This window comes from Microvirga sp. M2, from assembly GCF_047497095.1.
Lineage (GTDB): Bacteria > Pseudomonadota > Alphaproteobacteria > Rhizobiales > Beijerinckiaceae > Microvirga.
Genome location: NZ_CP134063.1, coordinates 2,251,281 through 2,278,231, shown reverse-complemented (window position 1 = coordinate 2,278,231; position 26,951 = coordinate 2,251,281). Strand labels below are relative to the sequence as shown.

General features: G+C 66.0%; 22 protein-coding genes. 11 read left to right on the top strand and 11 right to left on the bottom strand.

Annotated features, from left to right (window positions below):
- Positions 1 to 39: 39 nt before the first annotated feature.
- From RE429_RS10760 to RE429_RS10730, 7 genes are all read right to left on the bottom strand, one after another.
- Positions 40 to 1,011 (bottom strand): ABC transporter permease, encoded by a 972-nt coding sequence (locus RE429_RS10760; RefSeq protein ID WP_414470778.1) that lies wholly within the window; start codon positions 1,009 to 1,011, stop codon positions 40 to 42.
- Positions 1,008 to 2,102 (bottom strand): ABC transporter permease, encoded by a 1,095-nt coding sequence (locus RE429_RS10755; RefSeq protein ID WP_414470777.1) that lies wholly within the window; start codon positions 2,100 to 2,102, stop codon positions 1,008 to 1,010. The genes RE429_RS10760 and RE429_RS10755 overlap by 4 nt, the downstream gene beginning before the upstream one ends.
- Positions 2,095 to 3,684: a sugar ABC transporter ATP-binding protein gene (locus tag RE429_RS10750; RefSeq protein ID WP_414470776.1), complete on the bottom strand. Its 1,590-nt coding sequence runs from the start codon at positions 3,682 to 3,684 to the stop codon at positions 2,095 to 2,097. Before RE429_RS10750 ends, RE429_RS10755 begins: the two co-directional genes overlap by 8 nt.
- 103 nt (positions 3,685 to 3,787) lie before the next feature.
- The gene (locus RE429_RS10745) at positions 3,788 to 4,918 is read right to left on the bottom strand and encodes a sugar ABC transporter substrate-binding protein (RefSeq protein WP_414470775.1); all 1,131 of its coding nucleotides are present in this window, start codon (positions 4,916 to 4,918) and stop codon (positions 3,788 to 3,790) included.
- Between the two features lie 336 nt (positions 4,919 to 5,254).
- Positions 5,255 to 5,470 carry a hypothetical protein gene (locus RE429_RS10740; RefSeq protein ID WP_414470774.1) on the bottom strand — a complete coding sequence of 72 codons (216 nt, stop codon included), beginning with the start codon at positions 5,468 to 5,470 and terminating at the stop codon, positions 5,255 to 5,257.
- A 248-nt stretch (positions 5,471 to 5,718) separates the two neighbouring features.
- Positions 5,719 to 6,417: a hypothetical protein gene (locus RE429_RS10735; protein WP_414470773.1), complete on the bottom strand. Its 699-nt coding sequence runs from the start codon at positions 6,415 to 6,417 to the stop codon at positions 5,719 to 5,721.
- A gap of 263 nt (positions 6,418 to 6,680) precedes the next feature.
- Positions 6,681 to 8,222, bottom strand: coding sequence for a UxaA family hydrolase (locus tag RE429_RS10730; RefSeq protein ID WP_414470772.1), 1,542 nt, complete (start codon positions 8,220 to 8,222; stop codon positions 6,681 to 6,683).
- Between the two features lie 107 nt (positions 8,223 to 8,329).
- Here RE429_RS10730 and RE429_RS10725 point away from each other — a divergent pair, with 107 nt between their 5' ends.
- Positions 8,330 to 9,076 carry a GntR family transcriptional regulator gene (locus RE429_RS10725; RefSeq protein WP_414470771.1) on the top strand — a complete coding sequence of 249 codons (747 nt, stop codon included), beginning with the start codon at positions 8,330 to 8,332 and terminating at the stop codon, positions 9,074 to 9,076.
- Positions 9,077 to 9,262: 186 nt separating this feature from the next.
- Here the strand turns inward: RE429_RS10725 and RE429_RS10720 are convergent, their stop codons facing one another.
- Genes RE429_RS10720 through RE429_RS10710 form a run of 3 tightly spaced genes read right to left on the bottom strand, consistent with a single transcriptional unit; the run spans position 9,263 to position 11,587 of the window.
- Positions 9,263 to 10,102, bottom strand: a complete 840-nt coding sequence (locus tag RE429_RS10720; RefSeq protein ID WP_414470770.1) for an amidohydrolase family protein — start codon at positions 10,100 to 10,102, stop codon at positions 9,263 to 9,265.
- Positions 10,103 to 10,155: 53 nt separating this feature from the next.
- Complete coding sequence (locus RE429_RS10715; protein ID WP_414470769.1) at positions 10,156 to 10,590, bottom strand: RbsD/FucU family protein; 435 nt, start codon at positions 10,588 to 10,590, stop codon at positions 10,156 to 10,158.
- A 19-nt stretch (positions 10,591 to 10,609) separates the two neighbouring features.
- Positions 10,610 to 11,587, bottom strand: a complete 978-nt coding sequence (locus tag RE429_RS10710; protein WP_414470768.1) for an aldo/keto reductase — start codon at positions 11,585 to 11,587, stop codon at positions 10,610 to 10,612.
- Between the two features lie 519 nt (positions 11,588 to 12,106).
- Between RE429_RS10710 and RE429_RS10705 the strand changes: the two genes are divergently transcribed.
- The 10 genes from RE429_RS10705 to RE429_RS10660 all read left to right on the top strand — a co-directional run bounded on the left by RE429_RS10705 (position 12,107) and on the right by RE429_RS10660 (position 25,244).
- Entirely contained in the window at positions 12,107 to 13,642 is a 1,536-nt protein-coding gene (locus RE429_RS10705) for a sugar ABC transporter ATP-binding protein (protein ID WP_414470767.1), read from the top strand.
- Positions 13,643 to 13,694: 52 nt separating this feature from the next.
- Positions 13,695 to 14,657 carry an ABC transporter permease gene (locus RE429_RS10700; RefSeq protein ID WP_414474167.1) on the top strand — a complete coding sequence of 321 codons (963 nt, stop codon included), beginning with the start codon at positions 13,695 to 13,697 and terminating at the stop codon, positions 14,655 to 14,657.
- A gap of 278 nt (positions 14,658 to 14,935) precedes the next feature.
- Positions 14,936 to 15,877: an ABC transporter substrate-binding protein gene (locus RE429_RS10695; RefSeq protein ID WP_414470766.1), complete on the top strand. Its 942-nt coding sequence runs from the start codon at positions 14,936 to 14,938 to the stop codon at positions 15,875 to 15,877.
- A 232-nt stretch (positions 15,878 to 16,109) separates the two neighbouring features.
- Positions 16,110 to 17,582: an aldehyde dehydrogenase gene (gene aldA / locus RE429_RS10690; RefSeq protein WP_414470765.1), complete on the top strand. Its 1,473-nt coding sequence runs from the start codon at positions 16,110 to 16,112 to the stop codon at positions 17,580 to 17,582.
- Positions 17,583 to 17,661: 79 nt separating this feature from the next.
- Positions 17,662 to 18,642: an ABC transporter substrate-binding protein gene (locus tag RE429_RS10685; RefSeq protein ID WP_414470764.1), complete on the top strand. Its 981-nt coding sequence runs from the start codon at positions 17,662 to 17,664 to the stop codon at positions 18,640 to 18,642.
- Between the two features lie 70 nt (positions 18,643 to 18,712).
- The gene (locus RE429_RS10680; RefSeq protein ID WP_414470763.1) at positions 18,713 to 20,239 is read left to right on the top strand and encodes a sugar ABC transporter ATP-binding protein; all 1,527 of its coding nucleotides are present in this window, start codon (positions 18,713 to 18,715) and stop codon (positions 20,237 to 20,239) included.
- Positions 20,232 to 21,251, top strand: coding sequence for an ABC transporter permease (locus RE429_RS10675; RefSeq protein WP_414470762.1), 1,020 nt, complete (start codon positions 20,232 to 20,234; stop codon positions 21,249 to 21,251). Before RE429_RS10680 ends, RE429_RS10675 begins: the two co-directional genes overlap by 8 nt.
- Before the next feature lie 20 nt (positions 21,252 to 21,271).
- Complete coding sequence (locus RE429_RS10670) at positions 21,272 to 22,237, top strand: ABC transporter permease (RefSeq protein WP_414470761.1); 966 nt, start codon at positions 21,272 to 21,274, stop codon at positions 22,235 to 22,237.
- Positions 22,238 to 22,272: 35 nt separating this feature from the next.
- A complete protein-coding gene (locus RE429_RS10665; RefSeq protein WP_414470760.1) occupies positions 22,273 to 23,361 on the top strand; it encodes a mandelate racemase/muconate lactonizing enzyme family protein in 1,089 nt (362 codons plus the stop codon).
- A 194-nt stretch (positions 23,362 to 23,555) separates the two neighbouring features.
- Positions 23,556 to 25,244, top strand: a complete 1,689-nt coding sequence (locus tag RE429_RS10660; RefSeq protein ID WP_414470759.1) for a GMC family oxidoreductase — start codon at positions 23,556 to 23,558, stop codon at positions 25,242 to 25,244.
- Positions 25,245 to 25,284: 40 nt separating this feature from the next.
- Here RE429_RS10660 and RE429_RS10655 read toward each other — a convergent pair whose 3' ends face one another.
- Positions 25,285 to 26,424 carry a diguanylate cyclase gene (locus RE429_RS10655; RefSeq protein WP_414470758.1) on the bottom strand — a complete coding sequence of 380 codons (1,140 nt, stop codon included), beginning with the start codon at positions 26,422 to 26,424 and terminating at the stop codon, positions 25,285 to 25,287.
- Positions 26,425 to 26,951: the final 527 nt, after the last annotated feature.

Here is a 26,951-nt window from a genome sequence, read left to right as displayed (position 1 = left end):
CAGTGCGTTGTCAGCAACGGCTCCGCCAGACAGTCATCGTCATCCCGTGATGCGGTCGCCGCGTCCGTAGACGAGCAGCATCATGATGATAACCCCGCCATAGATGATCTGCCGGCCGGCCTCGGGCATCTGCATGATGGACAGGACGGAATTGAGAAGCACGATCAGGATGACGCCGACGAGCGTGCCGAGATAGCGTCCGCGTCCGCCGAGAATGTTGGTCCCGCCGACGACCACCGCCGCGATGGACGGTAGCAGATACGCGTCCCCCATGCCTTGATAGGCCTTGGTGGAATAGCCGGCGAGAAGCACGCCGGCGATGCCGGCCGCGGCCCCGGACAGCGCAAAGGCGATGAGGATCACGCGGCTGGTGTCGATGCCGGACAGATAGGCCGCCCGCTCCCGGTTGCCGATGGCGTAGATGGCGCGGCCGAGCACGGTGCGCGTAAGGATCACGACGACGGCTGCGGATACGGCGAGCCAGACCAGGAGAGCGACAGGGATGACACCGCCGATGCGGGCGACCGCGAGGTATTGCATCAGATCGGTGGCGGCGGTCTGCGGCGCGAAGCCGCCCGTGTGGGCGACCATCAGGCCCCTCATCACGGCGTTCATGCCCAGCGTGAAGATCATCGAGGGAACGCGCAGATAGGCGACGCCGAGCCCGTTGACCATGCCGACCAGGAGACCGACGCCGATGCCGACCGGAATCGCCCAGGCCCCTCCCACCGCGGTCGCCATCATGGCGGCCGCCGTCAGCGTCCAGGGAACCGAGAGGTCGATATGCCCGAGCAGGATCACGAGCATCATCCCGGCCGCCACGATCCCGAGGAAAGCTCCGACCTGAAGCTGCTGCAGGATGTATTGCGGCTGCAGGAGCGGCATGCTGCCTTGGGTGGAGAGAGTGTAGCCCGTCCCGACGAGCAGGATGAGCAGCACGAACCCGGCCGCGAACAGCACGGGCTTGTCGTCGGGCCCGAGACGGTATCCATGCGATGCGGCTCGGGTCACCGGAACACCTCGAGTTTGTTCCTGAGGCGCAGCAGCTTCAGGCCGCCCAGGCTCACGGCTGCGAGCAGGACGATTCCCTCGAAAAGCGGCTGGAGGAGCGGCGCGATGTCGAAGATGCGGAAGTTGAACGAGATGGTGCGCAGCACGAACGCGCCGATGACGGACCCGATGGCGCTGCCCGTGCCCCCGAGAAGCGACGTGCCGCCGATCACGACCGCCGCGATGGAATTCAGCGTATAGGCACCGGCCTGCGGAATGTCGGCGTTGCCGGAGGACGTCTGGAGCGCGAGGAAGAGGCCGCCGAGACCGGCGAAAAGACCGGCCAGGGTGAAGGCCGCGAGCTTCGCCCGATGGATCGGGAGGCCCGACATGTAGGCGGCCCCTTCCGAGGACCCGATGGCATAGACCGTCCGGCCCGTCACGGTGCGGGTGAAGGGCACCCACACGACGAGGACGATGATCGCCAGCAGGATGAGCGGCACGGGGATCCACGCGACGGGCTGGAGCCATGCTGCGTCGCCGCCGTCGAAGAGCCCGAAGGTCGCCGCGAATTCCCGGACGTCGTTGGTCATCGCCCAGGAAAGGTCCTCGTGCACCTTGCCGCCCGGCGTCGGCCGCAGGATGAGGGCGAACCCCATATAGATCGCGCTCGTGGCGAGCGTCGCGATGATGGGCTGGATGCGCCCATAGACCACGATGCAGCCGTTGACGAAGCCGCAGGCCGCACCGGCCGCGATGCACGCTGCGAGGCCGAACGCGATCTCGCCCGGGCTGCCGTTGACGAGATGGCTGGCGATACAGCCGCACAGGGTCATGACGGCGCCCACGGAAAGATCGAGCCCAGCCATGAGCACCGGCACCGTCTGGGCCATCGAGACCAGCGCCAGAGCGAAGGCCTCGTTGGCGTTCTGGATCAGGATCTGCCCCGTGAAGCCGCGGGGATGGTTCGCCTGATAGAAGAGATAGAGCGCGATGAAGAGGGCAAGGGCGCCGAGAATGCCCGCATTCTGCCGCAGCTTCAGCCCGAGCCCCGCGCGCCGGCTGCGCCTCCTCGCGGCCGCCACCGTGCGATCGAGAACGGCGTCAGACATGGTCCGACTCCTGGGCTGGCTCCTGGGCTGGCTCCTGGGCTGACTCCTGAGCTGACTCCTGGGCCGGCTCCCGCGGCTCGACGATGTTCAGCGCGCTCGCGATGAGATTGTGCTCGTTGATGGCCTTGCCCGCGAGCTCGCGCACGACGCGGCCATCGTACATGACTGCGACCCGGTCGCAGCAGCCGATGAGTTCCTCGTAATCGGTGGAGTAGAACAGGATGCAGGCGCCATCGTCCGCGAGACGGCGCATGAGCCGGTAGATTTCCTGCTTCGTGCCCACATCGATGCCGCGGGTCGGGTCGTTCAGAAGGATCACGTCGGGACCCGTCGCGAGCCATTTGGCGATCACGACCTTCTGCTGATTGCCGCCCGACAGGGTCGAGACCGGATCGGCCGGATCGCCGATCCTGATCCGAAGCTGCTCGATGGCCTGCGCGACGGTGGCATGCATGCGACCGGAATCGATGAAGGGTCCGCGCGAAAGGCGATCGAGGGATGCCATGGAAAGGTTGTCGCGGACCGACATCGAGAGGATCAGCCCTTCGCTCTTGCGATCCTCCGGCACCAGCGCCAGACGGATGCGGCCGCTCTTGGCCGCTTCCGGCGATCGCATGGCCATGGCCTTGCCGTCGAGCGTCACCGTGCCGCGCACGCGCCGCAGCACGCCGAAGAGCGCGAGCATCAGCTCTTTCTGCCCTTGCCCGTCGAGACCGCCGAGGCCCACGATCTCGCCGGAGCCGGCTTCGAGGGAAACCCCGTTGAGGCGGCTCTCCCATGAGAGATCGCGGATCCGGATGAAGGGCGCCGGCCGCGACCGCTCGGGCCTTTGCGGAAATTGTCCTTCGATTTCGCGGCCGATCATGAGGCCGATGATCTCGTCACGGCTGCGGGCGCCCTTGGCGAAGGTCTCCACATGCCGTCCGTTGCGGAATACCGAGCAGCGATCCGCCAGCGCCTCGATCTCGTGCATGCGGTGGGAAATGTAGAGAATGCCCAGGTCCCTGGCTTTCAGGTCGAAGAGCAGGCGATAGACCCGGTCCACGTCGGTCGCCGTGAGCGCGGAGGTGGCTTCGTCGAGAATGAGGAGCTTCGGATCGCGGCCGAGGGCCTTCGCGATCTCGACCATCTGCCGGCGCGACAGAGGAAGATCGGCCACCCGGCTCATGGGATTGATATCCTCGCAGCCGATCCGGGCGAGCAGCTCCTCGGAGCGCCGCCGCTGCGCGCGGCCGTCGATCAGGCCGAAGCGGTACGGCGGGTTCGACAGGGTGATGTTGTCGGCCACCGTGAGTTCGGGCATCAGGGACAATTCCTGAAAGATGCAGACGATCCCTGCCCGGTTCGCGGCCGCCGGATCGGCGAAAGCGACCGCCGTGCCGTCGAGAAGCATGCGGCCCTCGTCGGGCCGCACCACGCCGGCCATGATTTTCATCAGGGTCGATTTTCCGGCGCCGTTTTCTCCCAGAACCGCGTGAATCGACCCATGGCCGCAGGCGAAATTCACGTCCTGCAGAGCGTGCACACCTCCATAACGCTTGGAGATGTTCTCAAGGACGAAGAAGCGGGCGGCCTCGACCATAGGACTCCTTCGATGCTCGGAAGGCGCTCCTCTCTCGCGGGAGAGGAGCGGAAGCGCTTCGGCGGCAGGATCCTGACTGCGTATTCCCTGACCGGGTGTTCCTTCACTGCGTATTCTTGGCGTCCTTCGCCATGATCTCGGGCGCGGTGATGTTCACGCCGCAGGCCGGGAATTCATTGGCCGCGAAGAAATTGTCGGAGAGGTTCGACCAGAAGTTCACATTGTCCTTGAGCGTCGTGTAGTCGACCGCCGGAATGGGGACGGAAATGAGCTGCGGCATCGGGTTGCCTTCGAGCGCCGAAAGCGCGGCCTTCATCGAGATCGCCACGAGGCCCGGCGACTGGCTGTAGGAGAAGCCTTTCAATCCGTCGTTCACATGCTGGGCAATGAGCTTTCGATACCCGTTCTCGCCCTCCCCGGCCATCGGCACGAAGGGATGTTTCGCGTCCATCATGGCGCGCACGGATCCCGTCGAACCGCCCTGCGTGAACACGGCGTCGAATTTTCCGTGAACCGCGATCGCGTCGGCGGTGGCTTTCTGCGCGGTGCCGTCGTCCCAGTTGCCCACGACCTCGACGATCTGGAACTTGCCTTCCTTGTCCATCACCTCTCGGAAGCCGAGGTGGCGGTCACGGTCGACGGAATTGCCGGGGAGCCCCCTCACCTCGAGGATCTTGCCGTCCCGCTTCTGGCCCAGCTCCTTCAGGATGTGCCGCGCCGAGAGGCGGCCGATCTCGAGCTGGTCCTCGTTCACCTGCATCACCTTGTCGGTGTCGAGCACGTTGTCGAAAGGAACGATCACCACGTTGTTGCGGTCGGCTAGGCGGATCACACGATCGAAGCCGTCGGGCGCGACGGCCAGCGTGATGATCGCGTCGAATCCCTGGTTGATGAAATCCTCGACGGCGCCGAGCTGCGCGGCGACGTCCGTGCCGGTCGAGACGACCTTGAACTCCTTGACCTTCTCCTTGATGCCCGGCTGTTCCGCATAGGCCTTGGCGGTCTGGATCATCTGGATGCGCCATGTATTGCCGACGAAACCGTTGACCACGGCGATGCGATAGGGACCGCTCTTCTTGTCCCATTGCATGTACTTGGTCTGGGCGTTCCAGGGCTTGAAGCAACCCGGATCCGCCCCCGGGCCGGAGACGATCTTGGGCCCGGCAAAGGTGGCGACGGATGAGAGGAGAAGACCGGTGAAAGCAACTGCAGACAGGCAAAGGACGCGTGTCATCTGATCCTCCTAGGGCGTTCTTCCTAGATCTGGTTCATCTGGCGTGAACCTGGATCAGCTAGCATGTTAGTCCCGCCCGAAAAGTTAGACAAGCAGTCCCTGCGGGAGGCCGGGGCTGCCTAGATGACGGATTGTCGTGTCGATTGCGTGCCTATGGCTGAGTGAACGGGCGTGACGCGCCTGGGAAACGCCGCGCCTTAGACGTTTATGCCCGGCTCAAGGCCGGGCATGACGACATAGGACAACGGGCAAAGGAAAACGAGAGCGACCCTGGGAGTGTCGGGACGATGGCCCGCCCGCTCACGCAAAATCGGGTCCACTTTTTCGCACGATGCGCTAAGCGACCTTCTCTTCGCCCAGAGCGGCGATCCTCGCTGCAGCCGCATCGGCCTGCTGCTGCGCGCGGAATTCGCCCAGTTGCTGGCGGACATCGTGATACAGCGGGCGGAATGTCGCGCCATGGCTTTCGACGATGTCGGCAAGGATATGGACGGCCTTGAGGAGCTTGTCCTCGGTGATCGGTCCGCGCTCCCGGTGATGCCATTCGGTCATGGTGCCGTCTCCTTTCTGACGAGACGGCACAGTGGAGCGTTGATCTTGATGTGAGGTTAATTTTCCACGGGTCGTCCGAGGTACACCCTCATTTCGGGATCGGGAGACCGCCTCCGGCGGCGCGCAAGCGATCTCTAGAGCATCGGACCCAAAAGTGGATCTGCACTTTTGGGACAGATCCGATGCTCCCTTCTTAAATGGGCGCATCGTTTGAGCGAAAAACCGGGTCCACTTTTTCGCACGATGCGCTAGCGCGGACGCTTGTTCTGAATGGTCAGTTCCATTTCCCGCATGATGGCTTCCTCGATCTCGTCGAGATTGGCCTTGCCGGTCTGGTCGTGGGATTGCGCCTGGTTGCGTGCGGGCTTGCCCGAGGCGGCCTGATTGGCCGCGGGCCTGCGCAGATGTGGACGCGCCTGGCTCGGGAAGCGATTTTCCAGCGTGTCGATCAGGCTTTCGAGCGCCGTGTTGGACAGCGGAATGTCGGGAGACTCGTTGAGGCCCGCAAACGCAATCGACTTGGTGGCGTAACGGCCGTCGCGCGTCACCTCGGGACCGAACCAGGCCAGAGGACGGAAATCCCTTGCTTCTCCGTCGGAATCGAACTCGATGGTCACAAGATGAACTTCGCGGGGATGGATGACCTGATCGATCAGGGCGACCCGGTCCCCGATGGGAAGCCTCGTGCGATCGTAAGCAATCTCTCCGGCACACACATCGAGGAGGGCGTGCGCATGGGCCATCGGGACTTCGGCCTGCTCCTCGACCTCTCCCTCAGACGTCGCCGTTCGCAGGATCAGAAGCCCCTTGTTTTCCTCCAGGCGGACCAGGGCGGCGCGGCCCGGCTGCTCCGGGAAGAAGCCTTCGATCTGGCGCAGGCCGCCCCTTTCGCGCTGAACGAGACGGGCAAGGGACGAAGCGAGGAGGAAGCGGCGGCGAGCGGTCATGAAAGCTAAGAAAGGAATGAGATTGATCGGGGCAGTCTTCGTATAAGGTCGGAAAAGAATGAAGCAAGCCTCAACAGCATAGACCCACACGTCCAGGCCGTAAAATCGCTCGTTTCGTCGGTCCACGGTCCGCAGGGTCGCAGCCCTGTTACAGAACGGATACGCTGCATCGATTCACTTAATGCAACGTCATTGCATGTCTTTTTCGCGCGACGATGCCGCTTCGCCGGGCGGATGATGGAACACCTGTTCCCCCCTCCCCGTCACATGACCGCGCCGACCTGCCACGGAACGAATTCGAGATCGCCGTAGCCGAGAGTCTCGGATTTCGTGTGCTCGCCCGATGCGACCCGCAGGAGCGTGTCGAAGATCTCGGCGCCCTTCTGCTCGAGCGGGGTCCCGTCGAGGATGTCACCGCAATTGATGTCCATGTCCTCCTGCATGCGCCGGTAAATCTCGGAATTGGTCGCAAGCTTCAGCGACGGAACCGGCTTGGCTCCGAAGGCGGAGCCGCGTCCCGTGGTGAATGCGATGAGGTTGGCTCCGCCCGCCACCTGTCCTGTCGCGGAGACCGGGTCGTAGCCGGGCGTGTCCATATAGACGAAGCCGTGCTCCTTCACCGGCTCCGCGTATTCGTAGACGGCCCGCAGCGTCGAGCGCCCGCCCTTGGCCGTCGCACCGAGGGACTTTTCCAGAATCGTGGTGAGTCCGCCGGCCTTGTTTCCGGGAGACGGATTGTTGTTCATCTCGCCCCCGTTGCGTGCGGTGTAGGCCTCCCACCAGCGGATGCGCGCGACGAGCGCCTCGCCCACCTCACGGGTCGCGGCGCGCCGGGTCAGCAGGTGCTCGGCTCCGTAGATCTCCGGCGTCTCGGACAGGATCGAAGTCCCGCCATGGCGCACCAGCAGATCGGACGCGACGCCGAGGGCGGGGTTCGCGGTCAGGCCCGAATACCCGTCGGACCCGCCGCATTGCAGGGCGAGGGTCAGTTCGGAGGCCGGGCGCGTCTCGCGCTGTGCCCGCGCCGCGATGGGAAGCATGTCCCGAATGCCGGCCGCGATCGCCTCCACCGTCCGGCGCGTGCCGCCGGTCTCCTGGATGGTCAAGGTCCGGAAGGTGTCGGTCTCCTCCAGGCCGTATTCCTTTTTCATGCGTCCGATCTGAAACACCTCGCAACCGAGGCCGACCATCACGACGCCTGCGAAATTCGGGTGGCTGGCATAGCCCCATTGCGTGCGGCGCAGGATGTCGAATCCCTCGCCATAGGCCGCGTGGCCGCATCCCGTGCCATGGACGATCGCCACCACGCCGTCGATGCCGGGATAGTCCTTCAGGATCCCCGACCGTTCGATCTGCGCCGCAGCGAAGCGGGCGACCGATGCGGAGCAGTTCACGGATGTCAGGATGCCGATATAGTTCCGGGTTCCCGTTCTCCCCGAGGCGCGCCGGTAACCCTCGAAGGTCGCGCGCATCTCGGGCGGCAGCAGGTCGTCGTCGCGGGCATCGGCGCAGAAGGCGTAGTCCCGTTCGAAATCGTGCAGCCCGACATTGTGCTCGTGGACCCATTCGCCGGGCGCGATATGGGATTTGGCGAAACCGATGATCTGGCCGAACTTGCGGACCGGCTCACCCTCGCGGATCGGCTCGACCGCCATCTTGTGGCCGCGCAGAATGCGCTCCCGCGCGGTGAGGCCCGAGACCGTATCCCCCTGGTTCACGAGGTCGATGGCGATGACCACGTTGTCGTCGGCGGACAGGCGGATCGTGCGGGGGGATGTCCGGGGGGATGTCCGGGGGGATGTCATGGTCGCCTCATCGATCTGTGAAGGTGTAGAGCATCGTGCGAAACAGCGGCCCCGACGAAACGATGGCGTCGGCCCGCCGGACCGACTAACATGTTAGCGCCAGGACCATGACCGACAAGACCGAACATTATCGCTTTCTCGAACCGATCGGGCGGGGACCGCGCGGGAAGACCACCGCGCAGGTGGAACGCTCGTTGCGCTCCGCCATCGTCGCCTTGCACTTCGCGCCGGGCGAGTTCATCGACAAGGGGCTCGTCTGCACCCGATTGGGCGTGTCCCGTTTCCCGGTCTCGGAAGCCCTGGCGCGGCTGGCGGCGGAAGGGCTGGTCGAGATCCTCCCCCAGAGAGGCACGCGCGCCGCCCGCATCCGCCTCGCGGAAATCCGCGAATCGATGATGATTCGCCGCTCTCTGGAAACGATGGTAGCGGAGACGGCGGCCCTGCGCCTGCCGTCGGACGCCCTCGCCGCTCTCGAACGGAACCTGCAGGCTCAGGAAGCAGCCGTCCGTCTCGACGACAGAGCCGCGTTCCACGCTCTCGACCTCGCCTTCCACGCGATCCTCGTGGACGGCCTGGAGCTGCCGCGGGTGGCGGCCGTGATCGAGGCCTCGCGCGCCAATATCGACCGGGTGCGCCAGCTTCTGTCCTCCCCCCGCCGCTCCGTCGTCACGCTCGCCGAGCACCGGCATCTGCTCAAGGCCGTGGAATCCGGCGACGCGCAGGCGGCGCGACGCTCGATGGAGTCCCACCTGCAAGCCGTGATGGAAGAGCTCGACCACTTCTCGGCGGCTCATCCGGAGGTTTTCGCCGAGGTCTGCTCCGAGGTCCCCGCCGGGGTCCCCGCCCGGCGCTGACGGCGGCTCGCCCGCCGGAGCATCGGACGCAAAAGTGGGAACCGGTTTTGCGTGGAAAGATGCTCAAAAGCATCAACTGACAGCATCGGATGTGGGACCGATGTCACGTCCGATGCTGTAGGTGAACGCATCGTTCCGGCGAAGATCCGGGTCACCCTTTCGTACGATGCGCGAGAGGCCCGCCGCTCAGCGACGCCCGTGTTCGGAAAGATAGATCCGGGCCGCGTTGGCGCCGAGCACCGCATCCTTCTCGGCCTCGGAGAGGCCGGCGATCAGGTCGAGGCTCGCCGCCCGCCAACGATCGTATCCCCCGGCGAGATTGGCCACCGGCCAATCGCTGCCCCACAGCAGCCGCTCCGGCCCGAACACCCGCAGCAGATGATCGACATAAGGCCGCAGATCGTCGGTTCTCCATTCGGGCCGCGCCTCCGTCACAAGGCCGGAGAGCTTGCACACGACGTTCGGGCGGGCCGCCAGGGCGGCCATGTCGGCCCGCCACGGGTCGAGCACGCCCTCCCGGATGAAGGGCTTCGCCCCATGGTCGACCACGATGGAGAGATCGGGATGGCGATCCGCCGTCACGAGGGTGCGGGACAGGTGGCGGGGCAGCACGAGGGCGTCGAAGACGAGCCGGCGCTCGACGAGGGCGCAAAAGACTCCCCCGAGGTCCGCGCGAAGGAGCCAATCGTCGTCGGCGATATCCTGCACCATGGGACGAAAGCCCACGACCAGGGGATTGCCCGCAAGCGTCGCGATGGTGTCCGGGGCATCCGGCGCCGCGAAGTCGGCCCAGCCGACGACGCCCGCCACGAAGGGGGCGCTCTCGGCCATCGCCAGCATGAACTGCGTCTCGGCGACGGTGGGGGCCGCCTGCACGAGGATCGTCCGGTCGATCCCGTGCCGGTCCAGGAGAGGCCTGAGATCCTCGGGGCCGTAGTCGCGGCAGAGGGTCTCGTCGTCGGGGCTCATCCAGGAATAGTCGCCCCTGGCGACGCGCCAGAAATGCTGATGAGAGTCGATCCGCATCCTTCGCCCCCGCTTCATGTCCGGGCCTTGGGAACCACGTCCGGCGCCCCGCTTCACACGGAGCGCACGACACCCTTCTTCAGGATGATGTTGCCGTAGAGCCTCGCCTCCCCGGTCGCCACGATCGCGAAGGCCGATCGCGCCCGCTCGTAGAACGCGAATCGCTCGAGGGCGGCGAGGCGAAAGCCCGTACCTTCGCGCCGGGCGATGATCGCCCGTAACTCCTCGAAGATCGGCTGCTCGTCGTGCGGATCGCCCACGACCTCCATCCGCCAGGCCGCCTCGGGCACGAAATCGTCGAGAGGCATTACCGACAGGATGGCGTCCGTCACCGCCGTCGCGGTCAGGCCGTCGAGCCTCACGAGACGCCGCGCCATGGAGGCCGCCGGGAAGTTCGCATCCACCACGGCGATGTCGTCGCCATGCCCCATGGAGCGCAGCACCATCAGCAATTCGGGCGACAGCAGCGGATCGATGTTCTTGAGCATGGCGGACCTTCCCGGCCGGCTATCCGGCCTTGTACTCGCGCGTCGCCTCGGGATCGTCGGTCGAGAAGGACAGGGCGTCCAGTTCGTCCCACACCGCCTGCGGGACCGGCCAGCGCGCCCATTCGAGCGTCTGCTCGACCCGCTCGGGCCTGCTCACGCCGCAGATCGTGGCGGTGATCCGCGGGTCGCGCATCGAGAATTGCAGGGCGGCGGCGCCGGGTGGGACATCGTGCCTGGCGCAGACCGCCTCGACCCTCCGGACCGGATCGAGCATGGCGTCGGACGCCTCCTGATAGACGTAGCGGCGGTACGAATCCGTACCTTTGGCGAGAACGCCCCCGGCATAGGGCGCGGCGTTCAGGACCGCGATGCCCTTGGCGCAGGCGAAGTCGATCATGGAATGCGCATTGCGGTTCGTCAGGGTGAAGCGGTTATGGGTGATCAGCACGTCGAAATCCCAATCCTGCAGGAGCGGCATCATGACATCCACCGGACCCGCCGCAAGGCCCACGGCCGTCGCCAGCCCCTCCTCCTTCATCCTGAACAGCTCGGCGAGGGCTCCCCCCGGCCCCGTCGTCGCCTCCAGAGAATCCGTATGCTCCGGATCGTGGAGGTGCAGGATGTCGACCCGGTCGAGACCGAGGGCCTTCAGGCTCTCCTCCAGGGAGCGCCGGGCCTGGGAGGCGTCGAAGCGGTTCGTTTCGGGATCCCGGTCCAGCTTGGTCGAGATGACGAAGCCTTCGGGCACGCCGCCCCGTTCGCGGATGGCCGCGCCGATCCGCTCCTCGCTGCGCCCGAAGCCGTAGATGCGGGACGTATCGAGGACATTCACGGGACTGTCGAAGATGGCTTGAATCGTCTTTTCGGCCCGCTCCTCGTCGACGCCATAGCCGTAGGTGTCCGGCATGTCGCCCAGCGAGGACGTGCCGAAGCCAATCTTCGATACGGCAAGCCGAGTATGTCCGAGCTTGGTCTTTTCGATCGGGTCGTCTGCCATGCGATCGCTCCGCGTGTCCCCGCCTTGCGGGCCTTCCCCTCAAGCTAGGGCATCGGACCCTAAAAGTGGATTCCACTTTCGGGATTGAATCGGATGCATCCCGCGATGCCCTCTGGCCTATCCACGAGCCGCCAAGACGGATGCGTCCTTCGAGGGCTCATCCCTTCGGAGGAATGGCTGCACTGAAGGCCAAGGCAGCTTGTCACGGGCCTTTCGCCTGAAGATCATTTCAGTTGCGTCCTTCAACTCTTCATGAATATCATCCTCTCCCAACAAGAGGCCTTCGCATCCGAACCCCCGTCCATCTCCTCACGAGCCGGACGAGCAGGGCGAAGAAGGCCCGGGATCGTCGGGGGCCGGCGATCGGGAGGAATCCATGCGGGGTCAGGGCAGCGTTCTGCTCTTTTCCGCAGCGGCCATGGGCCCGCGAGAGGCCCGCGCTTCGGCGCGCCCTCGCGGCGGCGGCGCTCGTCCTGCGCGGTCGTCGCAGGCAAGGCGCGCGCCGGCGGGACGCGCCCGATGACGCCCCTCGTCACGATCCACAATCTCGACAAGGCCTTTCCCGGCGTTCAGGCGCTGAGGCAGGCGCGGTTCGAACTGCTCCCCGGTGAGGTCCATGCCCTCATGGGGGAGAACGGCGCCGGCAAGTCGACCCTCATGAAGATCCTGGCGGGCATATACGCCAAGGATTCCGGCGAGATCCGCATCGATGGCGTTCCCGTGGAGATCCCCTCCCCCCGGGCCGCGCAGGATCTCGGGATCGGCATCATTCATCAGGAGCTCAACCTGATGAACGATCTCACGGCCGCGCAGAACATCTTCATCGGCCGCGAGCCGAAGCGGGCCTACGGGCTCCTCCTCGACGAGGAGGCGCTGAACCGGAACGCCGCCGCGATCTTCGAGCGCATGCATCTCAAGCTCGATCCGCGCGTCGAGGTCGGCAAGCTCACCGTGGCCAAGCAGCAGATGGTCGAGATCGCCAAGGCCCTCTCGTTCCGGTCGAAGGTCCTGATCATGGACGAGCCCACGGCCGCCCTGAACAATACGGAGATCGGCGAGCTGTTCAGGATCATCCGGCAGCTCAAGGCCGAGGGCGTCGGCATCGTCTACATCTCGCACAAGATGGACGAGCTGAAGGAAATCTCCGACCGGGTCACCGTCATGCGCGACGGCGAGTATGTCGGCACCCTGCCGACGGCATCGACCCCCGTCGATACCATCATCGCCATGATGGTCGGCCGCAGCCTGACCGAGACGAAGACCGAGATCCCGGACCTTCTTGAGCACGAGGTGGTGCTCGAGGTGAGAAATCTCCGGCGCGCCTCGGCGATCCGCGACGTGAGCTTCAGCCTGCGCAAAGGCGAGATCCTCGGCTTCGCGGGGCTCATGGGCGCGGGGCGCACGGAGGTCGCCCGCGCCATCTTCGGGGCCGATCCGCTCGATAGCGGCGAGATCATCGTGCGGGGCAGGCCCGTGACGATCCGCTCTCCGCAAGATGCCGTTCGCCTCGGGATCGGCTATCTCTCCGAGGACAGGAAGCGGTTCGGGCTCGCCACCGGAATGGATGTAGCGACCAATATCGTGATGCCCTGCCTGAACCGGTTTCTCTCCCTCGGCGCCTTTCTCAAATGGCGCGCGATCCGGGACACCTCGCGCTCCTATATCAGGCAGCTGCGGATCAAGACGCCCTCCGAAACCCAGGAGGCGAGGCTTCTCTCGGGCGGAAACCAGCAGAAGATCGTCGTGGCGAAATGGCTCGCCCGGGATTGCGAGATCCTGTTCTTCGACGAGCCGACCCGGGGCATCGACGTCGGGGCCAAGAACGAGATCTACAAGCTTCTGAATGCGCTCGCGGCCCAGGGCCGCGCCATCGTGATGATTTCCTCCGAGCTGCCGGAGATCCTGCGCATGAGCCATCGCATCGCCGTCATGTGCGAGGGACGGCTCACCGGAGAACTGCCCGCAGAAGGGGCTACCCAGGAAGATATCATGCGGCTCGCCACACAACGGCGTAGCGTGACGGCCCGCGCTGCGAGCCCGGCGACGAGAGGATGACCCCGTGACGACCCTCGTAGAGCAGGAGACCCCGAACCTCGCGAAGTCCGCGGTGCTCAGCCAGGGCACGTGGCAGAAGCTTCTCGCCTTCGCGAGCCTGATCGCCCTCATGGCGGTCTTCAGCATCGCGTCCGAGAATTTTCTTCAGAGGGACAACCTCATCGGCATTCTCCAGGCGACGGCGGTCAACGGCGTTCTCGCGGTCGCTTCGACCTTCGTGATCATCACGGGCGGGATCGACCTGTCGGTCGGCACCCTCATGACCTTCTGCGCCGTGATCGCGGGCGTCGTCCTGACCTATTGGGGCCTGCCGATGCCGGTCGGCATCGTCGCGGCGATTGCCGCGGGCGCCGTGTGCGGCTCCGTTTCGGGCACGATCATCGCCAAGATGAAGGTCCCGCCCTTCATCGCGACGCTCGGCATGATGATGCTGTTGAAGGGGCTCGCGCTCGTGATCTCCGGGACAAGGCCGATCTACTTCAACGACACGCCGAACTTTCCCATGATCTCGCAGGAATCGCTCATCGGCACCGTTCTGCCGTTCCTGCCGATTCCGAACGGCGTCCTCATCCTCTTCGTGGTCGCGATCGCGTCGAGCATCGTGCTCTCCCGCACCGCCCTGGGCCGCTACACCTTCGCGCTCGGCTCCAACGAGGAAGCCGTGCGCCTGTCGGGTGTCAACACGGATTTCTGGAAGATCATCGTCTACACGGTCTCGGGCGCCATCTGCGGCATCGCCGGCCTCATCATCGCGTCGCGGCTGAACTCGGCGCAGCCCGCCCTCGGGCAAGGCTACGAGCTCGACGCCATCGCGGCGGTCGTCATCGGCGGCACCTCGCTGAGCGGAGGCCGCGGCACGATCCTGGGAACCATCATCGGCGCCCTGATCATCAGCGTGCTGACGAACGGGCTTCGGATCCTGTCGGTCGCTCAGGAATGGCAGACCGTCGTGACCGGGATCATCATCATCCTGGCCGTCTACGCCGATATCCTGCGGCGCAGAGGTCAAGCCTGAACCCTGATCGCTCATCTCGAGGGAGGAGAGAACACACACGGCCCAAACCCATGACGATCCGGCACGCGGATCCCGACAGAATGCCGGCCCCGACGAACCGTGACGTCCAGAGCATCGAACGCAAAAGTGGGAACCGGTTTTGCGTGAAAAGATGCTCAGGAAAGGAGAGCATCGAACGCAAAAGCGGGAACCGGTTTTGCGTGACGGGATGCTCGAAAACATAAACTTGATGCATCGGAGCGGGTTCGATCTCACGCGCGATGCTGCAGGAGGAAACCATGTTGAACAGACGCACTCTGATCGGCGCCGTCGGCATCGCGGCCCTTGTGGGCCTCGCCGCTCCGGCAACGGCTCAGGAAACCTATATCCCGCTCATCTCGAAGGGGTTCCAGCACCAGTTCTGGCAGGCCGTGAAGGCCGGCGCCGAACAGGCCGCCAAGGACTACAAGGTCCGGATCACCTTCGAGGGCCCCGACAGCGAAACCATGGTCGACAAGCAGATCGACATGCTCTCGGCCGCGCTCGCCAAGAACCCGCAGGCGATCGGCTTCGCGGCCCTCGACAGCCAGGCGGCCATCCCGCTTCTGAAAAAGGCCCAGGCCGCCAAGATCCCGGTGATCGCCTTCGACTCCGGCGTCGACAGCGACATTCCGCTCACGACGGCGGCGACCAACAACATCGCGGCCGCGGCGCTCGCGGCCGACAAGATGGCGGAGCTCATCGGCGGCGAAGGCGACATCGCGCTCGTGGTCCACGACCAGACGAGCCGCACCGGCATCGACCGGCGCGACGGCTTCGTCAATCGCATCAAGGAGAAGTATCCCAAGATCAACATCGTCAGCGTCCAGTACGGCGCCGGCGACCACCTGAAATCGACCGAGATCACGAAGTCGATTCTCCAGGCCAATCCGAAGCTCAAGGGCATCTTCGGCGCCAACGAGGGTTCCGCCATCGGCGTCGTCAACGGCGCCAGGGAGCTGAACCGGAAGATCGTCATCATCGGCTACGATTCCGGCAAGCAGCAGAAGCAGGCCATCCAGGACGGCATCATGGCGGGCGCCATCACCCAGAACCCGGTCGGCATCGGCTACAAGACGGTCGAAGCGGCCGTGAAGGCCCTCAAGGGAGAGAATCTCGACAAGGTGATCGACACCGGCTTCTACTATTACGACAAGTCGACCATGACCGACCCGAAGATCGCGGCCGTTCTCTACGATTGAGCGAGAGCATGGGCGGAGCGGGCCCGGCCCGCTCCGCATCGGACGATTCCCGAGAATTTTTGGCGAGCCGGATCCGGTTCGCCGTCGAGAAGTGCAGCCCATCGAAGACATTTCGTTTGACCTTGCTTGTCATGAGAAGCCTGGAGGACACCCGAGTGACGCCAATATCCGGCACGACTCCGTCTCCCCTTTCCCCTCATCGGCTCCGCCGAGGACATCGCGAGGGCCGGCCATGACGACGCCTGCCTCGGGCGACCGGCCCCAAACTCCGACACGCTACCAGATGTATATCGACGGCGCCTGGACGGACGGCCGCAATCCGGCCCGTTCGGACGTGGAGAACCCCGCCGACGAGTTCGTCTTCGCGACGGTCCCGGCCGGCTCCGCCGAGGATGCGCTCACGGCCCTCGAAGCGGCCAGGCGCGCGCAACCCGCCTGGGCCGCCCTGCCTCCCATCGTCCGCGCCGGTTACGTGGCGGACCTCGCCTCAGCCATCCGGCGGGAGAAGGACCGTCTCGCCCGCACCGTGGTGCTGGAACAGGGCAAGCCCCTCAACCAGGCCGAGGGGGAGATCGACGCCGCCGTCACGTTCCTGACCTTCGCGGCGGAAACCGCGCGCCGCATCGAAGGCGATATCCTGCCGTCCGATTTCCAGAACGAGGAGGTGTGGATCCGCCGCGTTCCCTTCGGCGTCGTGGTCGGCCTCACGGCCTGGAATTATCCCGCGGCGCTCGCCGCCCGCAAGATCGGCCCGGCGCTCGTCGCGGGCAACACCATCGTGGTCAAGGGGCACGAATCCACGCCGCTGTCCGCGCTGGAGATCGCGCGGCTCGCCCACGAGGTCGGCTTTCCGAAAGGCGTTCTCAATGTCGTCACGGGCGACGGGCGCGTCGTCGGCGACGCCCTCGTGCGCTCGCCCTTGAGCGACATGATCACCATGACCGGCAGCGTCCGCGCGGGCCGCGAGATCTATGCGGCGGGCGCGGACGACCTGAAGGTGATCCGTCTCGAACTCGGCGGCAAGGCGCCGTTCATCGTGCTCGACGACGCGGACCTCGACGCCGCGGTCGAGGCGGCCCTCGTGTCGCGCTTCACGAATTGCGGGCAGATCTGCACCTGCAACGAGCGCATGTATCTGCACCGCGGCATCGCGGAGCCTTTCCTCGACAGGTTCGTGGCCCGCGTGAAGGCCATGCGGCTCGCCGATCCGATGACCAATCCCGACATGGGGCCGAAGGTGAACCGGCCCGAGGTCGACAAGGTCGAGGAGATCGTGAACCAGGCCATCGAAGCGGGGGCCGAGGTGCTGACCGGCGGCCGCCGCCTGAGGGAGGGCGCATTCGCGCGCGGGCACTGGTTCGAGCCGACGGTCCTGCGGGTCGACACCAACCGGGCGAACGTGATGCAGCGGGAGATCTTCGGCCCCGTCGCACCGGTCATGACGGTCGACAGCTTCGAAGAGGCGCTGACCCTCGCCAACGACACGAGCTACGGCCTCTCGGCCTATGTCTACACGAACGACCTGCGCCGGGTCATGCGCCTGTCGCGGGAGCTGTCCTTCGGCGAGGTCTACGTGAACCGCCCGTGCGGCGAACTCGTCCAGGGCTTCCACACGGGCTGGAAACATTCCGGCCTCGGCGGCGAGGACGGCCGGTACGGTTTCGACGGATACCTGCGGAAGCAGACGACCTACGTCCGCTGGTGACGATCCGCACGCCGTGAGCGGCTGCGGCAATACACCCGAAGAACCCCGGGAACGGGGCACAGAACCAATGGAGAGGAACATGATGCAAAGAAGGACTTTCCTTGCCCTCGCAACCGGCGTCGCCGCCATCGGGCTTGGGCTCGGCGGCGTGTCGGCGCAGGAGCTGCCGAAATTGAAGAAGAAGGATCATTACAAGGTCGGATTCGCGCAGACAGAATCCAACAATCCCTGGCGCATCGCCCAGACGGAAAGCATGAAGGCCGAGGCCGCCAAGCGCGGCGATCAGCTCGTCTATACGGATGCCGCCAGCTCCGCCGCCAAGCAGGTGGCCGACGTCAACTCGATGATCGCCCAGGGCGTCGACCTGATCTTCCTCGCGCCCCGCGAGGAGAAGCCGCTGATCCCGGCCGTGATGGCCGCCAAGAAGGCCGGCATCCCGGTGGTCCTGCTCGACCGCAACGTCGACCAGAGCCTCGCCAAGGCGGGCCGCGACTACGTGACCTTCATCGGGTCCGACTTCGTGGACGAGGGAAAGCGCGCGGCCGAGGCGCTGGCCAAGGCGGTCGACGGCAAGGCCAAGATCATCCAGCTCGAAGGCACCACCGGATCGTCGCCCGCCAACGACCGCCGCAAGGGCTTCGAGGACGCCATCAAGGCCCATCCGGGCATGCAGATCGTGGCGTCGCAATCCGGCGACTTCGCCCGCGACAAGGGCCGGCAGGTCGCCGAGACCCTGCTGCAGGCGCATCCCGACGCGACCGCGATCTACGCCCATAACGACGAGATGGCCATCGGGGCGATCGCGGCCCTCGAAGCGGCCGGGAAGACGCCCGGCAAGGACGTGATCGTCGTGTCGGTCGACGGCACGCGGGATGCCCTCCAGGCGATCATCGACGGCAAGATGCTCGCCACCGTCGAGTGCAATCCGAAGTTCGGGCCCAAGGCGTTCGAGACCCTCGACCGCTACGCCAAGGGTGAGCAGATCGAGCCGTGGGTGATCAACACCGACCGCTTCTTCGACAAGTCGAACGCGACGCAGCTCATCGCCGACGCCTATTGATCGCCGGACGCCGCCCGCGCGTGCGGACGGCGTCCCTCTCCTCACGGACAGGACGGGTCACGGAGCTCTCATGGCGCCGCTTCTCACGATGCACGGGATCGACAAGCGCTTTGCCGGAATACCGGCCCTGCGCGCCGCCGAACTCGCCGTGGAGCGAGGCGAGGTCCATGCGCTCATCGGCCAGAACGGCGCGGGCAAATCGACCCTGATCAAGATCCTGACCGGATACTACGCCAGGGATGCGGGCGAGATCGTCTTCGGCGGGAGGCCGGTGGCCTTCGCCTCGCCGCAGGAGGCCCAGAGGGCGGGCATCAGCACGATCTACCAGGAGATCAACCTCGTGCCGTACAGGTCGGTGACGGAGAACATCTGTCTCGGCCGGGAGAAGCGCCGCTTCGGCCTTCTCGACTGGCCCGCGATGCATGCGGAGGCCCGCGGGCTCCTGGCGCGGTTCAACGTCGATATCGACGTCCATCGCCCGCTCATGGCCTATCCGACCGCCGTGCAGCAGATGGTCGCCATCGCCCGCGCCATCGGGTTCGACGCCAGGCTCGTCATCATGGACGAGCCCACATCCTCCCTCGACGAGCGCGAGGTCGAGGTGCTTTTCGGCGTGATCCGCCGGCTCAAGGACGCGGGCGTGTCCGTCATCTTCGTCAGCCACAAGCTCGACGAACTCTATGCGGTCTGCGATCGCGTGACGATCATGCGCGACGGCCGGACCGTGCTGGTGTCGGCCATGGCGGATCTCTCCCGGCTCGACCTGGTGACGACGATGCTCGGGCGGGAACTCACGCAGGCCCTGCGGGAGGGCCGCGAGGACGCAGACGCCGCGGCCGCGCGCGATCCCATCCTGAAGGTTCGCCATCTCGCCGTCGGGCGCAAGGTCCGCGACGTCGGTTTCGACGTCCGGCCCGGCGAGATCGTCGGCCTCGCGGGACTGCTCGGCGCGGGACGCACGGAATCGGCCCGGGCCGTGTTCGGGGCCGACCGGCCCGACGCGGGGACAATCCGCTTCGCAGGCTCCGACAACGCGATCGCGCAGCCCGCGGACGCCATCGGGGCGGGAATGGGCTTCTGCTCGGAGGACCGCAAGCTCGAAGGCATCATCCCGGACATGTCGGTGCGCGAGAACATGATTCTGGCCCTCATGCCGACGCTGGGACGGCGCGGCATCGTGGACGAGGGGAAAAGCCGCGCCGTCGTCGACCGTTTCATCAAGCTCCTCGGCATCCGCTGCTCGGGGCCGGAGCAGCGCATTCGCGAGCTGTCGGGCGGCAATCAGCAGAAGGTCCTCCTCGCCCGCTGGCTCTGCATGAACCCGAAGCTCCTCATCCTCGACGAGCCCACGCGCGGCATCGATGTCGGAGCCAAGGCCGAGATCCTCAACCTGATCAGGGAGCTCGCCGGTCAGGGCCTCGGCGTCCTGATGATCTCCTCCGAGCTGGAGGAGGTCGTGGAGGCCGCAAGCCGCATCTTCGTTCTTCGCGACGGGCGGACGGTGGCCGAACTCGCGGGAGACGCCGTCAGCGAGCAGACGGTCATGGCCGCGATGGCTCACGGGGATGCGGACAGACGGGAGGCCGCGCGTGGCTGACACCGCGACGACACTTCCGCCCGCTCCTGCCCCCGCTCCTGCCCGCGATGCGTCCCGCTTCGACACCAGGGCCTTTCTCACCCGCTACGGGTCATGGATCGCGCTCGCGCTCCTCATCCTGGTCAATCTCGCGATCACGCCGAATTTCGCCACCTGGCAGACGCTCAACGTCAACCTGACCCAGGTCTGCACGATCGTGATCGTCGGCGTGGGAATGACGCTCGTGATCGCGACCGGCGGCATCGACCTCTCGGTCGGCGCGCTCATGGCCATCGCCGGAGCCCTCGCGCCGCTGATCTTCCTCGGCAAGCTCTTTCCCCTGCCCCATCCGGCAATCGGCATCGCGCTCGCCTTCATCCTGCCGGTTCTCGTCGCCGGCGGCCTCGGCTGGTTCAACGGCTGGCTCGTCACGCATCTGCGCATTCAGCCCATCATCGCCACGCTCGTTCTGTTCATCGCGGGCCGCGGCATCGCCCAGGTCTTCACCAACGGCAACCTGCAGGTGTTCAACCTGCCGGATTTCCAGTTCATCGGCCTCGGGCGCATTGTCGGGATTCCGTTTCAGGCCATCCTGATGGCCGTGATCGTGGCGGCCGCCGCCTGGATGCTCAGGCATACGGTGTTCGGGCGGCAGATTCTCGCCATCGGGGGCAATGAGCGCGCCGCGCGGCTCGCAGGGATTCCCGTGGCCTCCGTCAAGCAGCGCGTCTATCTCATCAGCGGTCTTCTGTCGGGCCTCGCGGGCCTGATCGTGATCGCCCGCAACTCCTCCGCCGATGCCAATCTCGTGGGCCTCGGCATGGAGCTCGACGCCATCGCGGCCGTCGCCGTGGGCGGAACGCTCCTGACGGGCGGTCGCGCGACGGTGGTCGGAACGCTCGTGGGCGCCCTCATCATCCAGCTCGTCCGGTACACGCTGCTCGCCAACGGCGTGCCGGACGCGGCCGCCCTCGTGGCGAAGGCCGGCATCATCGTGATGGCCGTCTGGCTGCAGCGGCAGGGACAGCGGTGAGGTCGGCGATGAGCGGCACCATGAGCCTCAGAACCCTCCAGGCCATCGGGCGCTTCGGCGTGCTGCTCGCGCTCGCCGCCCTGATCGTGTTCGGCTGGCTGCGCTACGAGAATTTCCTCGGGAGCTTCAACGTGCTCTCGGTCCTGCGCTACAACAGCATGTTCGCCCTCGTCGCCCTGGGGATGTGCTTCGTCATCATCACCGGGGGCATCGATCTCTCGGTGGGATCGACCGCGGCTCTCGGCAGCGTCGTGGCGGCGCTCGCCTCGCCCTACGGGGCGGTCCCGGGCCTCCTCGCCGGATTGGGGGCCGGGCTGGCGATCGGCGCCTGCAACGCCCTCATCATCACGCGGCTCAACATCCTGCCCTTCATCACGACGCTCGCGACCATGCTGGCGGCGAGCGGCTGCGCGCTCCTTCTGGCCGGGAACCAATCCGTCTCCGTCTCCTACGAATCCGGATTCACGGAACTGGGCCAGGGGGATTTCCTCGGCTTTCCCGTTCTCGCCTGGATCGCCCTCGCGGCCTATCTCCTGGGCTCCCTCGTCCTCAACTTCACGTCCTTCGGCCGCACGGTCCTGGCCGTCGGCGGCAACGAGGAGGCGGCGCGGCTCATGGGATTGCCCGCCAATCGGGTGAAGGCGACCGTGTACCTGTCAAGCGGCGGGCTCGCGGGCCTTGCGGGCGTGATCCTCGCGGCGCAGTTCGGCGCGGGTCAGCCCATCGAGGGGGTCGGCTGGGAGCTGTTCGCCATCGCGGCCGTCGTCGTCGGCGGAACGCTTCTGACGGGCGGTGTCGGATCCGTCGGCTCGACGCTTGCCGGCGTGCTGCTGCTCGGCCTGATCTTCAACATCCTGAACTTCGAGAACGGCCTCGGCTGGATCAGCCTCTCCGCCTATTGGCAATCCGTCATCCGGGGCCTGTTCCTGCTGCTCGTGGTGGCCATTCAGGCACGCCTGAGCGTGCGCACGGAAGAGACGGCGTGACTGGCGAAAATGCATTTCAACAGACGGGACGACCCATGCCTCGGATGATGTCCATCGAACCCGGTTTCTACCGCATTCCGCTGCCCACCGTCCTGACGGATTCCATGCACGGCGAGATGCGGGCCTTCGAGCTCAACACCATCCGCATCCGCGACGCGGACGGCGCCGAGGGCGTGGGCTATACCTTCACGGTCGGGCGCAACGGAGCCGCCATCGATGCTGTCCTGACCCGGGAGCTTCCGGAGATCATGGACGGCGAGGAGGCCGACGAGGTCGAACGGCTCTGGCACAAGGCGTGGTGGGCGCTCCATTACGGCGGACGGGGCGGGCCGACGGTTCTCGCGATCTCGGCCTTCGACATGGCCTTGTGGGATCTCAAGGCCAGGCGCGCCGGTCTCCCGCTCTGGAAGGCCCTCGGCGGCTATGATCCGAAGGTCCCCTGCTACGCGGGCGGCATCGATCTCGACCTGCCTCTCGACGATCTGCTGCGTCAAACCGACGACAATCTCGGCAAGGGCTTTCGGGCCATCAAGATGAAGGTCGGCCGTGCGAACCTGTTCGAGGACGTGGAGCGCGTCAAGGCGATGCGCGAGCATCTCGGGGAAGGGTTCCCGCTCATGGCGGACGCCAACATGAAATGGAGCATCGACGGGGCCATCCGGGCGGCCCGCGCCTTTCAGCCCTTCGACCTCACCTGGCTCGAGGAACCCACCATCCCGGACGACCCGGCGGGCCATGCCCGCATCGTCCGCGAGGGCGGATTGCCCATCGCGGCGGGCGAAAACCTGCGCAGCCTGTGGGAGTTCAGGCTCTATGTCGCGGGCGGCGGCGTCACCTATCCGGAGCCCGACGTCACCAATTGCGGCGGCGTCACGCCGTTCATGAAGATCGCCCACCTGGCGGAGGCCTTCAACCTGCCGGTCACGAGCCACGGGGCGCACGACGTGACCGTCCATCTCCTCGCCGCCTGTCCCAACCGCTCCTATCTCGAGGCCCACGGCTTCGGGCTCGAGCGGTATATCGCCGAGCCGCTCGAGATCCGGGACGGCAACGCCCTCGCGCCGAACCGTCCGGGCCACGGCATCGCCTTCGACTGGCGCGGCCTCGAACGGATCAAGGCCTGACGTCACCATTGGGAAATGCTCGCCATGAACCCTTTCTCAGACACTCTTCTCGCCGGAAGGACCGCGCGCGACGCCGCCGCCTATACGACCGGACAGCGTCACGTCATCGACGGCGGCCGGACGGGCTGATCGAGGGACATCCCGACAGCGCATGGATTGTCAGGAGCATGGGATTGGCAGAAAAGGATTCAGGCATGAAGGAGCGTTTCGACCATATCGTCGTCGGCGGGGGCTCTTCAGGGTCGGTGGCGGCGGCCCGGCTGGTCAACGAGGGCGCCCGCGTCCTGCTGCTCGAAGGCGGCTATTCGCACCGGCACCCGCTCCTCGACATGCCGCCGGGGATCTTCAAGATGATCAACGGCAGCAAGTACATGCGCTATCACCACACGGTGCCGCAGGAGCATCTCGACGGGCGCGTGCACGACATTCCGCAGGCCAACGTCCTCGGCGGCGGCTCCTCCGTCAACGCTCAGGTCTATATGCGCGGAAGGCCGTCCGACTACGACGAATGGCACGCGCTTCTGCGCAGCGAGAACGACTATCCGGGCTGGAGCTGGGCCGACGTGCTGCCGCACTTCCGCACCATGGAGGGCAACAACCGGTTCTACAACGACCTGCATGGGGCGGACGGCCCCCTGCTCGTCTCAGATCCCGGGCACATCAACGACCTGTCGCGCTGGTTCGTGCAGGCCATGCAGGCCCTGGGCGAGCCGTTCAACCCCGATTTCAACGGCCCGACGCAGCGCGGGGTCGGCTTCTACCAGTTCATGAACCGGCGCGGCAAACGCAGCAGCGCGGCCTACGCCTTTCTCGCGCCGCTCGCCGACAATCCCAATCTCGTGATCCGCCTGCAATCGCGCGTGCGCAGGATCGAGATCGAGAACGGCCGCGCCGTCGGCGTCACCTACCGCGATTCCAGGGGCGCCGATCATCGGGTGCATGCGGACGGCGAGATCATCATGGCCTCGGGCTCGCTCGTGACGCCCCAGCTGCTCATGCTCTCGGGGATCGGCCCGGCCGACCGGCTGAAGGAGCATGGGATCACGTGCATCGCCGATCTTCCGGGCGTCGGCGAGAACCTGATCGACCATCCCGAGGTTCCGATGATCGCGACGGTGAACGGCCCCCACGGCTATTACAAGCAGGGCGTCGGCTGGCGGATGCTGCTCAACGGTCTGCATTTCAGGCTGTTCAAAAGCGGCCCCATCCTGTCCGCCGGCGTGGAGGCCGGCGCTTTCGTGAACCCGGCGGACCCCGACGGCGAGCCGACGATCCAGGCCTTCTGCGTGCCGATCGTCTATCTCGACCGCGACACGCTGGGCCTTGTCCAGGACACCTACGGCGTGACGATCACCACGGTGGTGGTGAAGCCGAAATCCCGCGGGTTCGTCCGGCTCCGCTCCGCCGATCCGGACGACATGCCTCTCGTCTCGCCCCATCTTCTCAAGGACCCGGCGGATGCCCGCACGATGATCGACGGACAGCGCTTCTTCCTGCGCGCCTTCCGGACGAGCCCGCTTTCGGACAGGATCGCGCGCATCGCGATCCCCGATCCGGACGATATGAGCGACGAGGCGCTCATGAAGCATTGCCGCCGGTTCGTGAAGACCAACTATCATCCGAGCGGTACCTGCCGGATGGGCACGTCCAGCGATCCCATGGCGGTTCTCGATTCGCGGCTGCGCGTGCGCGGCATCGAGAACCTGCGGGTCTGCGATCTTTCGGCCATGCCGAACATCAACGCGGGCAACACCAACGCCCCGGCGATGATGCTCGGGAGCCGCTGCGCGGAGCTGATCACCGGGCGTCCCACGCTCGGCACGGCCCAGTTCGGCCCGCAGCTGTCCGAACAGGGCGACATGAGCGTCGCCGGCCTGAGCTGACCTTGCAGGGATCCACACTGCAGGGATCCTCACTGCGTCGTCAGCCGGCGACTTTGACCCGCTCGGCGACCTGGATCCGGTTGCGCCCGGCCCGCTTGGCGCGATAGAGCGCCTCGTCGGCCGCGGCATAGGCCTGGTCGAACGGCTCGAAGGCCTCTCGGACGGCGACGCCGACGGACAGGGTCAGCCGGACCGTCGCCTTTGCGGCGACGATGGGCGTCTTCTCCATGATGGCCAAAAGCTCGCCGAGGGCGGGAAGAAGCGCGTCTGCGGAGCCGGTCGGCGCGATCAGTGCGAACTCCTCGCCGCCGAATCGGCCGACCGCGCCATAGGGCGTCAGATGTCCGGCGATGATCTTTCCGACGGCCTGGAGAACGGAGTCGCCGACCTGGTGGCCGTAGGTATCGTTCACCGCCTTGAAATGATCGATGTCCATCAGCACGAGCACGACGGCCTGCTCCGCCGCGCTCTCGTTGAGCTCCACCAGGGAGCGCCGGTTGGCGAGCCCCGTGAGCATGTCGTGCCGCGCCCAATGGTCGTTGTCGCGCTCGGCCCGCATGGTGGAGACGAGCATCCCGTTGAGCCGGTAGACCGCCTTGCTCATGGCGTAGAGATAGAACGGAATCTGCAGACCGGTCAGCAGCATGATCGGCTCGCCCGAGAACACCGCACCGAGACAGGCCGGCCCGAAGCTCAGCACGATCATGGCCGCCGCAAGTCGCGGCGCGGCGAAATTCCTGAAGCAGATCCCGCCCATCATGGCGGCCGCGGAGAGGCATGCGAGCGCCGCCACGACCCAGTCTCCGCTCAGCAGGCTGATGAAGGCCCCGGCGCCGACGCCGAAGGCCCAGACGAGCGCGAGAACGAGATACAGATCCGTCGGCGTCTCCTGCTGCCGCGCCGCGCCCCGATAGGCGATCAGGATCAGGACTGTCCGCACGATCCCGAGCAGGACCTCGAGCCCCAGCCAGGCCAGGAACAGCGGCTCGGGTTTGCGTACGGCGATGACGCCCGACACCAGAATCGTGTTGGCGACGCCCCCGATGAAGATCGGCAACGTCCCGAACAGGTTCGAGATCAGCGCGTGGCGGATCTCGGTCGGGACATCCTTGCCCGGGTCGGCCAGCCAGCGCGTGAACCGCCATTTCGGCAAGCTGAATGTTCTCGTCGTGTCTACCATGGACCGCCTTCACGCGCCTGTGGATCCCGCGCCCCCAACCATGACCGTCCGATCACGACCGTCCGCCCCGCATGACGCAACGGAAACGTTGCCGCTACAGGATTAAGATCTCACTAGCAAAGCTGTTTTATGAGGCAAAATGCGGCAGCTGCCCGACGGGTCCGGAAGCGTCCGCGGGGCGTTTCACGGGGTCTTTCGGAGACGGAGCGGACGACTGTCGATCCGCGAACGCGGTCCTCGCGATCCGTGAACGCGGTCCTCGCGATCCGCGAACGCGGTCCTCATGTGGACTTCCGCCCTGACGGCCCTATATCCCTGTCATCACCAGCCGATCCCGAACCGTAGGCTCTGGTGGCTGAGAGAGACGCGCGCTCCCGCCTGCAAAGCAGAGGAGCGCCCCATGGCCCGGGCCACACGCCCCCTTACGCCTGCCGACTACAACAAGCAGATGATGGCCGGCTCGACGGAAACGATCAGGCGATCCCGCGAATTGCTGGACAGAACCAAGCCCCTCGTGGGCGCAACGG

Coding starts and splice junctions, on each gene's coding strand:
- RE429_RS10755 (WP_414470777.1), bottom strand. CDS start 2,102: ATGTCTGACGCCGTTCTCGATCGCACGGTGGCGGCCGCGAGGAGGCGC.
- RE429_RS10750 (WP_414470776.1), bottom strand. CDS start 3,684: ATGGTCGAGGCCGCCCGCTTCTTCGTCCTTGAGAACATCTCCAAGCGT.
- RE429_RS10745 (WP_414470775.1), bottom strand. CDS start 4,918: ATGACACGCGTCCTTTGCCTGTCTGCAGTTGCTTTCACCGGTCTTCTC.
- RE429_RS10740 (WP_414470774.1), bottom strand. CDS start 5,470: ATGACCGAATGGCATCACCGGGAGCGCGGACCGATCACCGAGGACAAG.
- RE429_RS10735 (WP_414470773.1), bottom strand. CDS start 6,417: ATGACCGCTCGCCGCCGCTTCCTCCTCGCTTCGTCCCTTGCCCGTCTC.
- RE429_RS10730 (WP_414470772.1), bottom strand. CDS start 8,222: ATGACATCCCCCCGGACATCCCCCCGGACATCCCCCCGCACGATCCGC.
- RE429_RS10725 (WP_414470771.1), top strand. CDS start 8,330: ATGACCGACAAGACCGAACATTATCGCTTTCTCGAACCGATCGGGCGG.
- RE429_RS10720 (WP_414470770.1), bottom strand. CDS start 10,102: ATGCGGATCGACTCTCATCAGCATTTCTGGCGCGTCGCCAGGGGCGAC.
- RE429_RS10715 (WP_414470769.1), bottom strand. CDS start 10,590: ATGCTCAAGAACATCGATCCGCTGCTGTCGCCCGAATTGCTGATGGTG.
- RE429_RS10710 (WP_414470768.1), bottom strand. CDS start 11,587: ATGGCAGACGACCCGATCGAAAAGACCAAGCTCGGACATACTCGGCTT.
- RE429_RS10705 (WP_414470767.1), top strand. CDS start 12,107: ATGACGCCCCTCGTCACGATCCACAATCTCGACAAGGCCTTTCCCGGC.
- RE429_RS10695 (WP_414470766.1), top strand. CDS start 14,936: ATGTTGAACAGACGCACTCTGATCGGCGCCGTCGGCATCGCGGCCCTT.
- aldA (WP_414470765.1), top strand. CDS start 16,110: ATGACGACGCCTGCCTCGGGCGACCGGCCCCAAACTCCGACACGCTAC.
- RE429_RS10685 (WP_414470764.1), top strand. CDS start 17,662: ATGATGCAAAGAAGGACTTTCCTTGCCCTCGCAACCGGCGTCGCCGCC.
- RE429_RS10680 (WP_414470763.1), top strand. CDS start 18,713: ATGGCGCCGCTTCTCACGATGCACGGGATCGACAAGCGCTTTGCCGGA.
- RE429_RS10670 (WP_414470761.1), top strand. CDS start 21,272: ATGAGCCTCAGAACCCTCCAGGCCATCGGGCGCTTCGGCGTGCTGCTC.
- RE429_RS10665 (WP_414470760.1), top strand. CDS start 22,273: ATGCCTCGGATGATGTCCATCGAACCCGGTTTCTACCGCATTCCGCTG.
- RE429_RS10660 (WP_414470759.1), top strand. CDS start 23,556: ATGAAGGAGCGTTTCGACCATATCGTCGTCGGCGGGGGCTCTTCAGGG.
- RE429_RS10655 (WP_414470758.1), bottom strand. CDS start 26,424: ATGGTAGACACGACGAGAACATTCAGCTTGCCGAAATGGCGGTTCACG.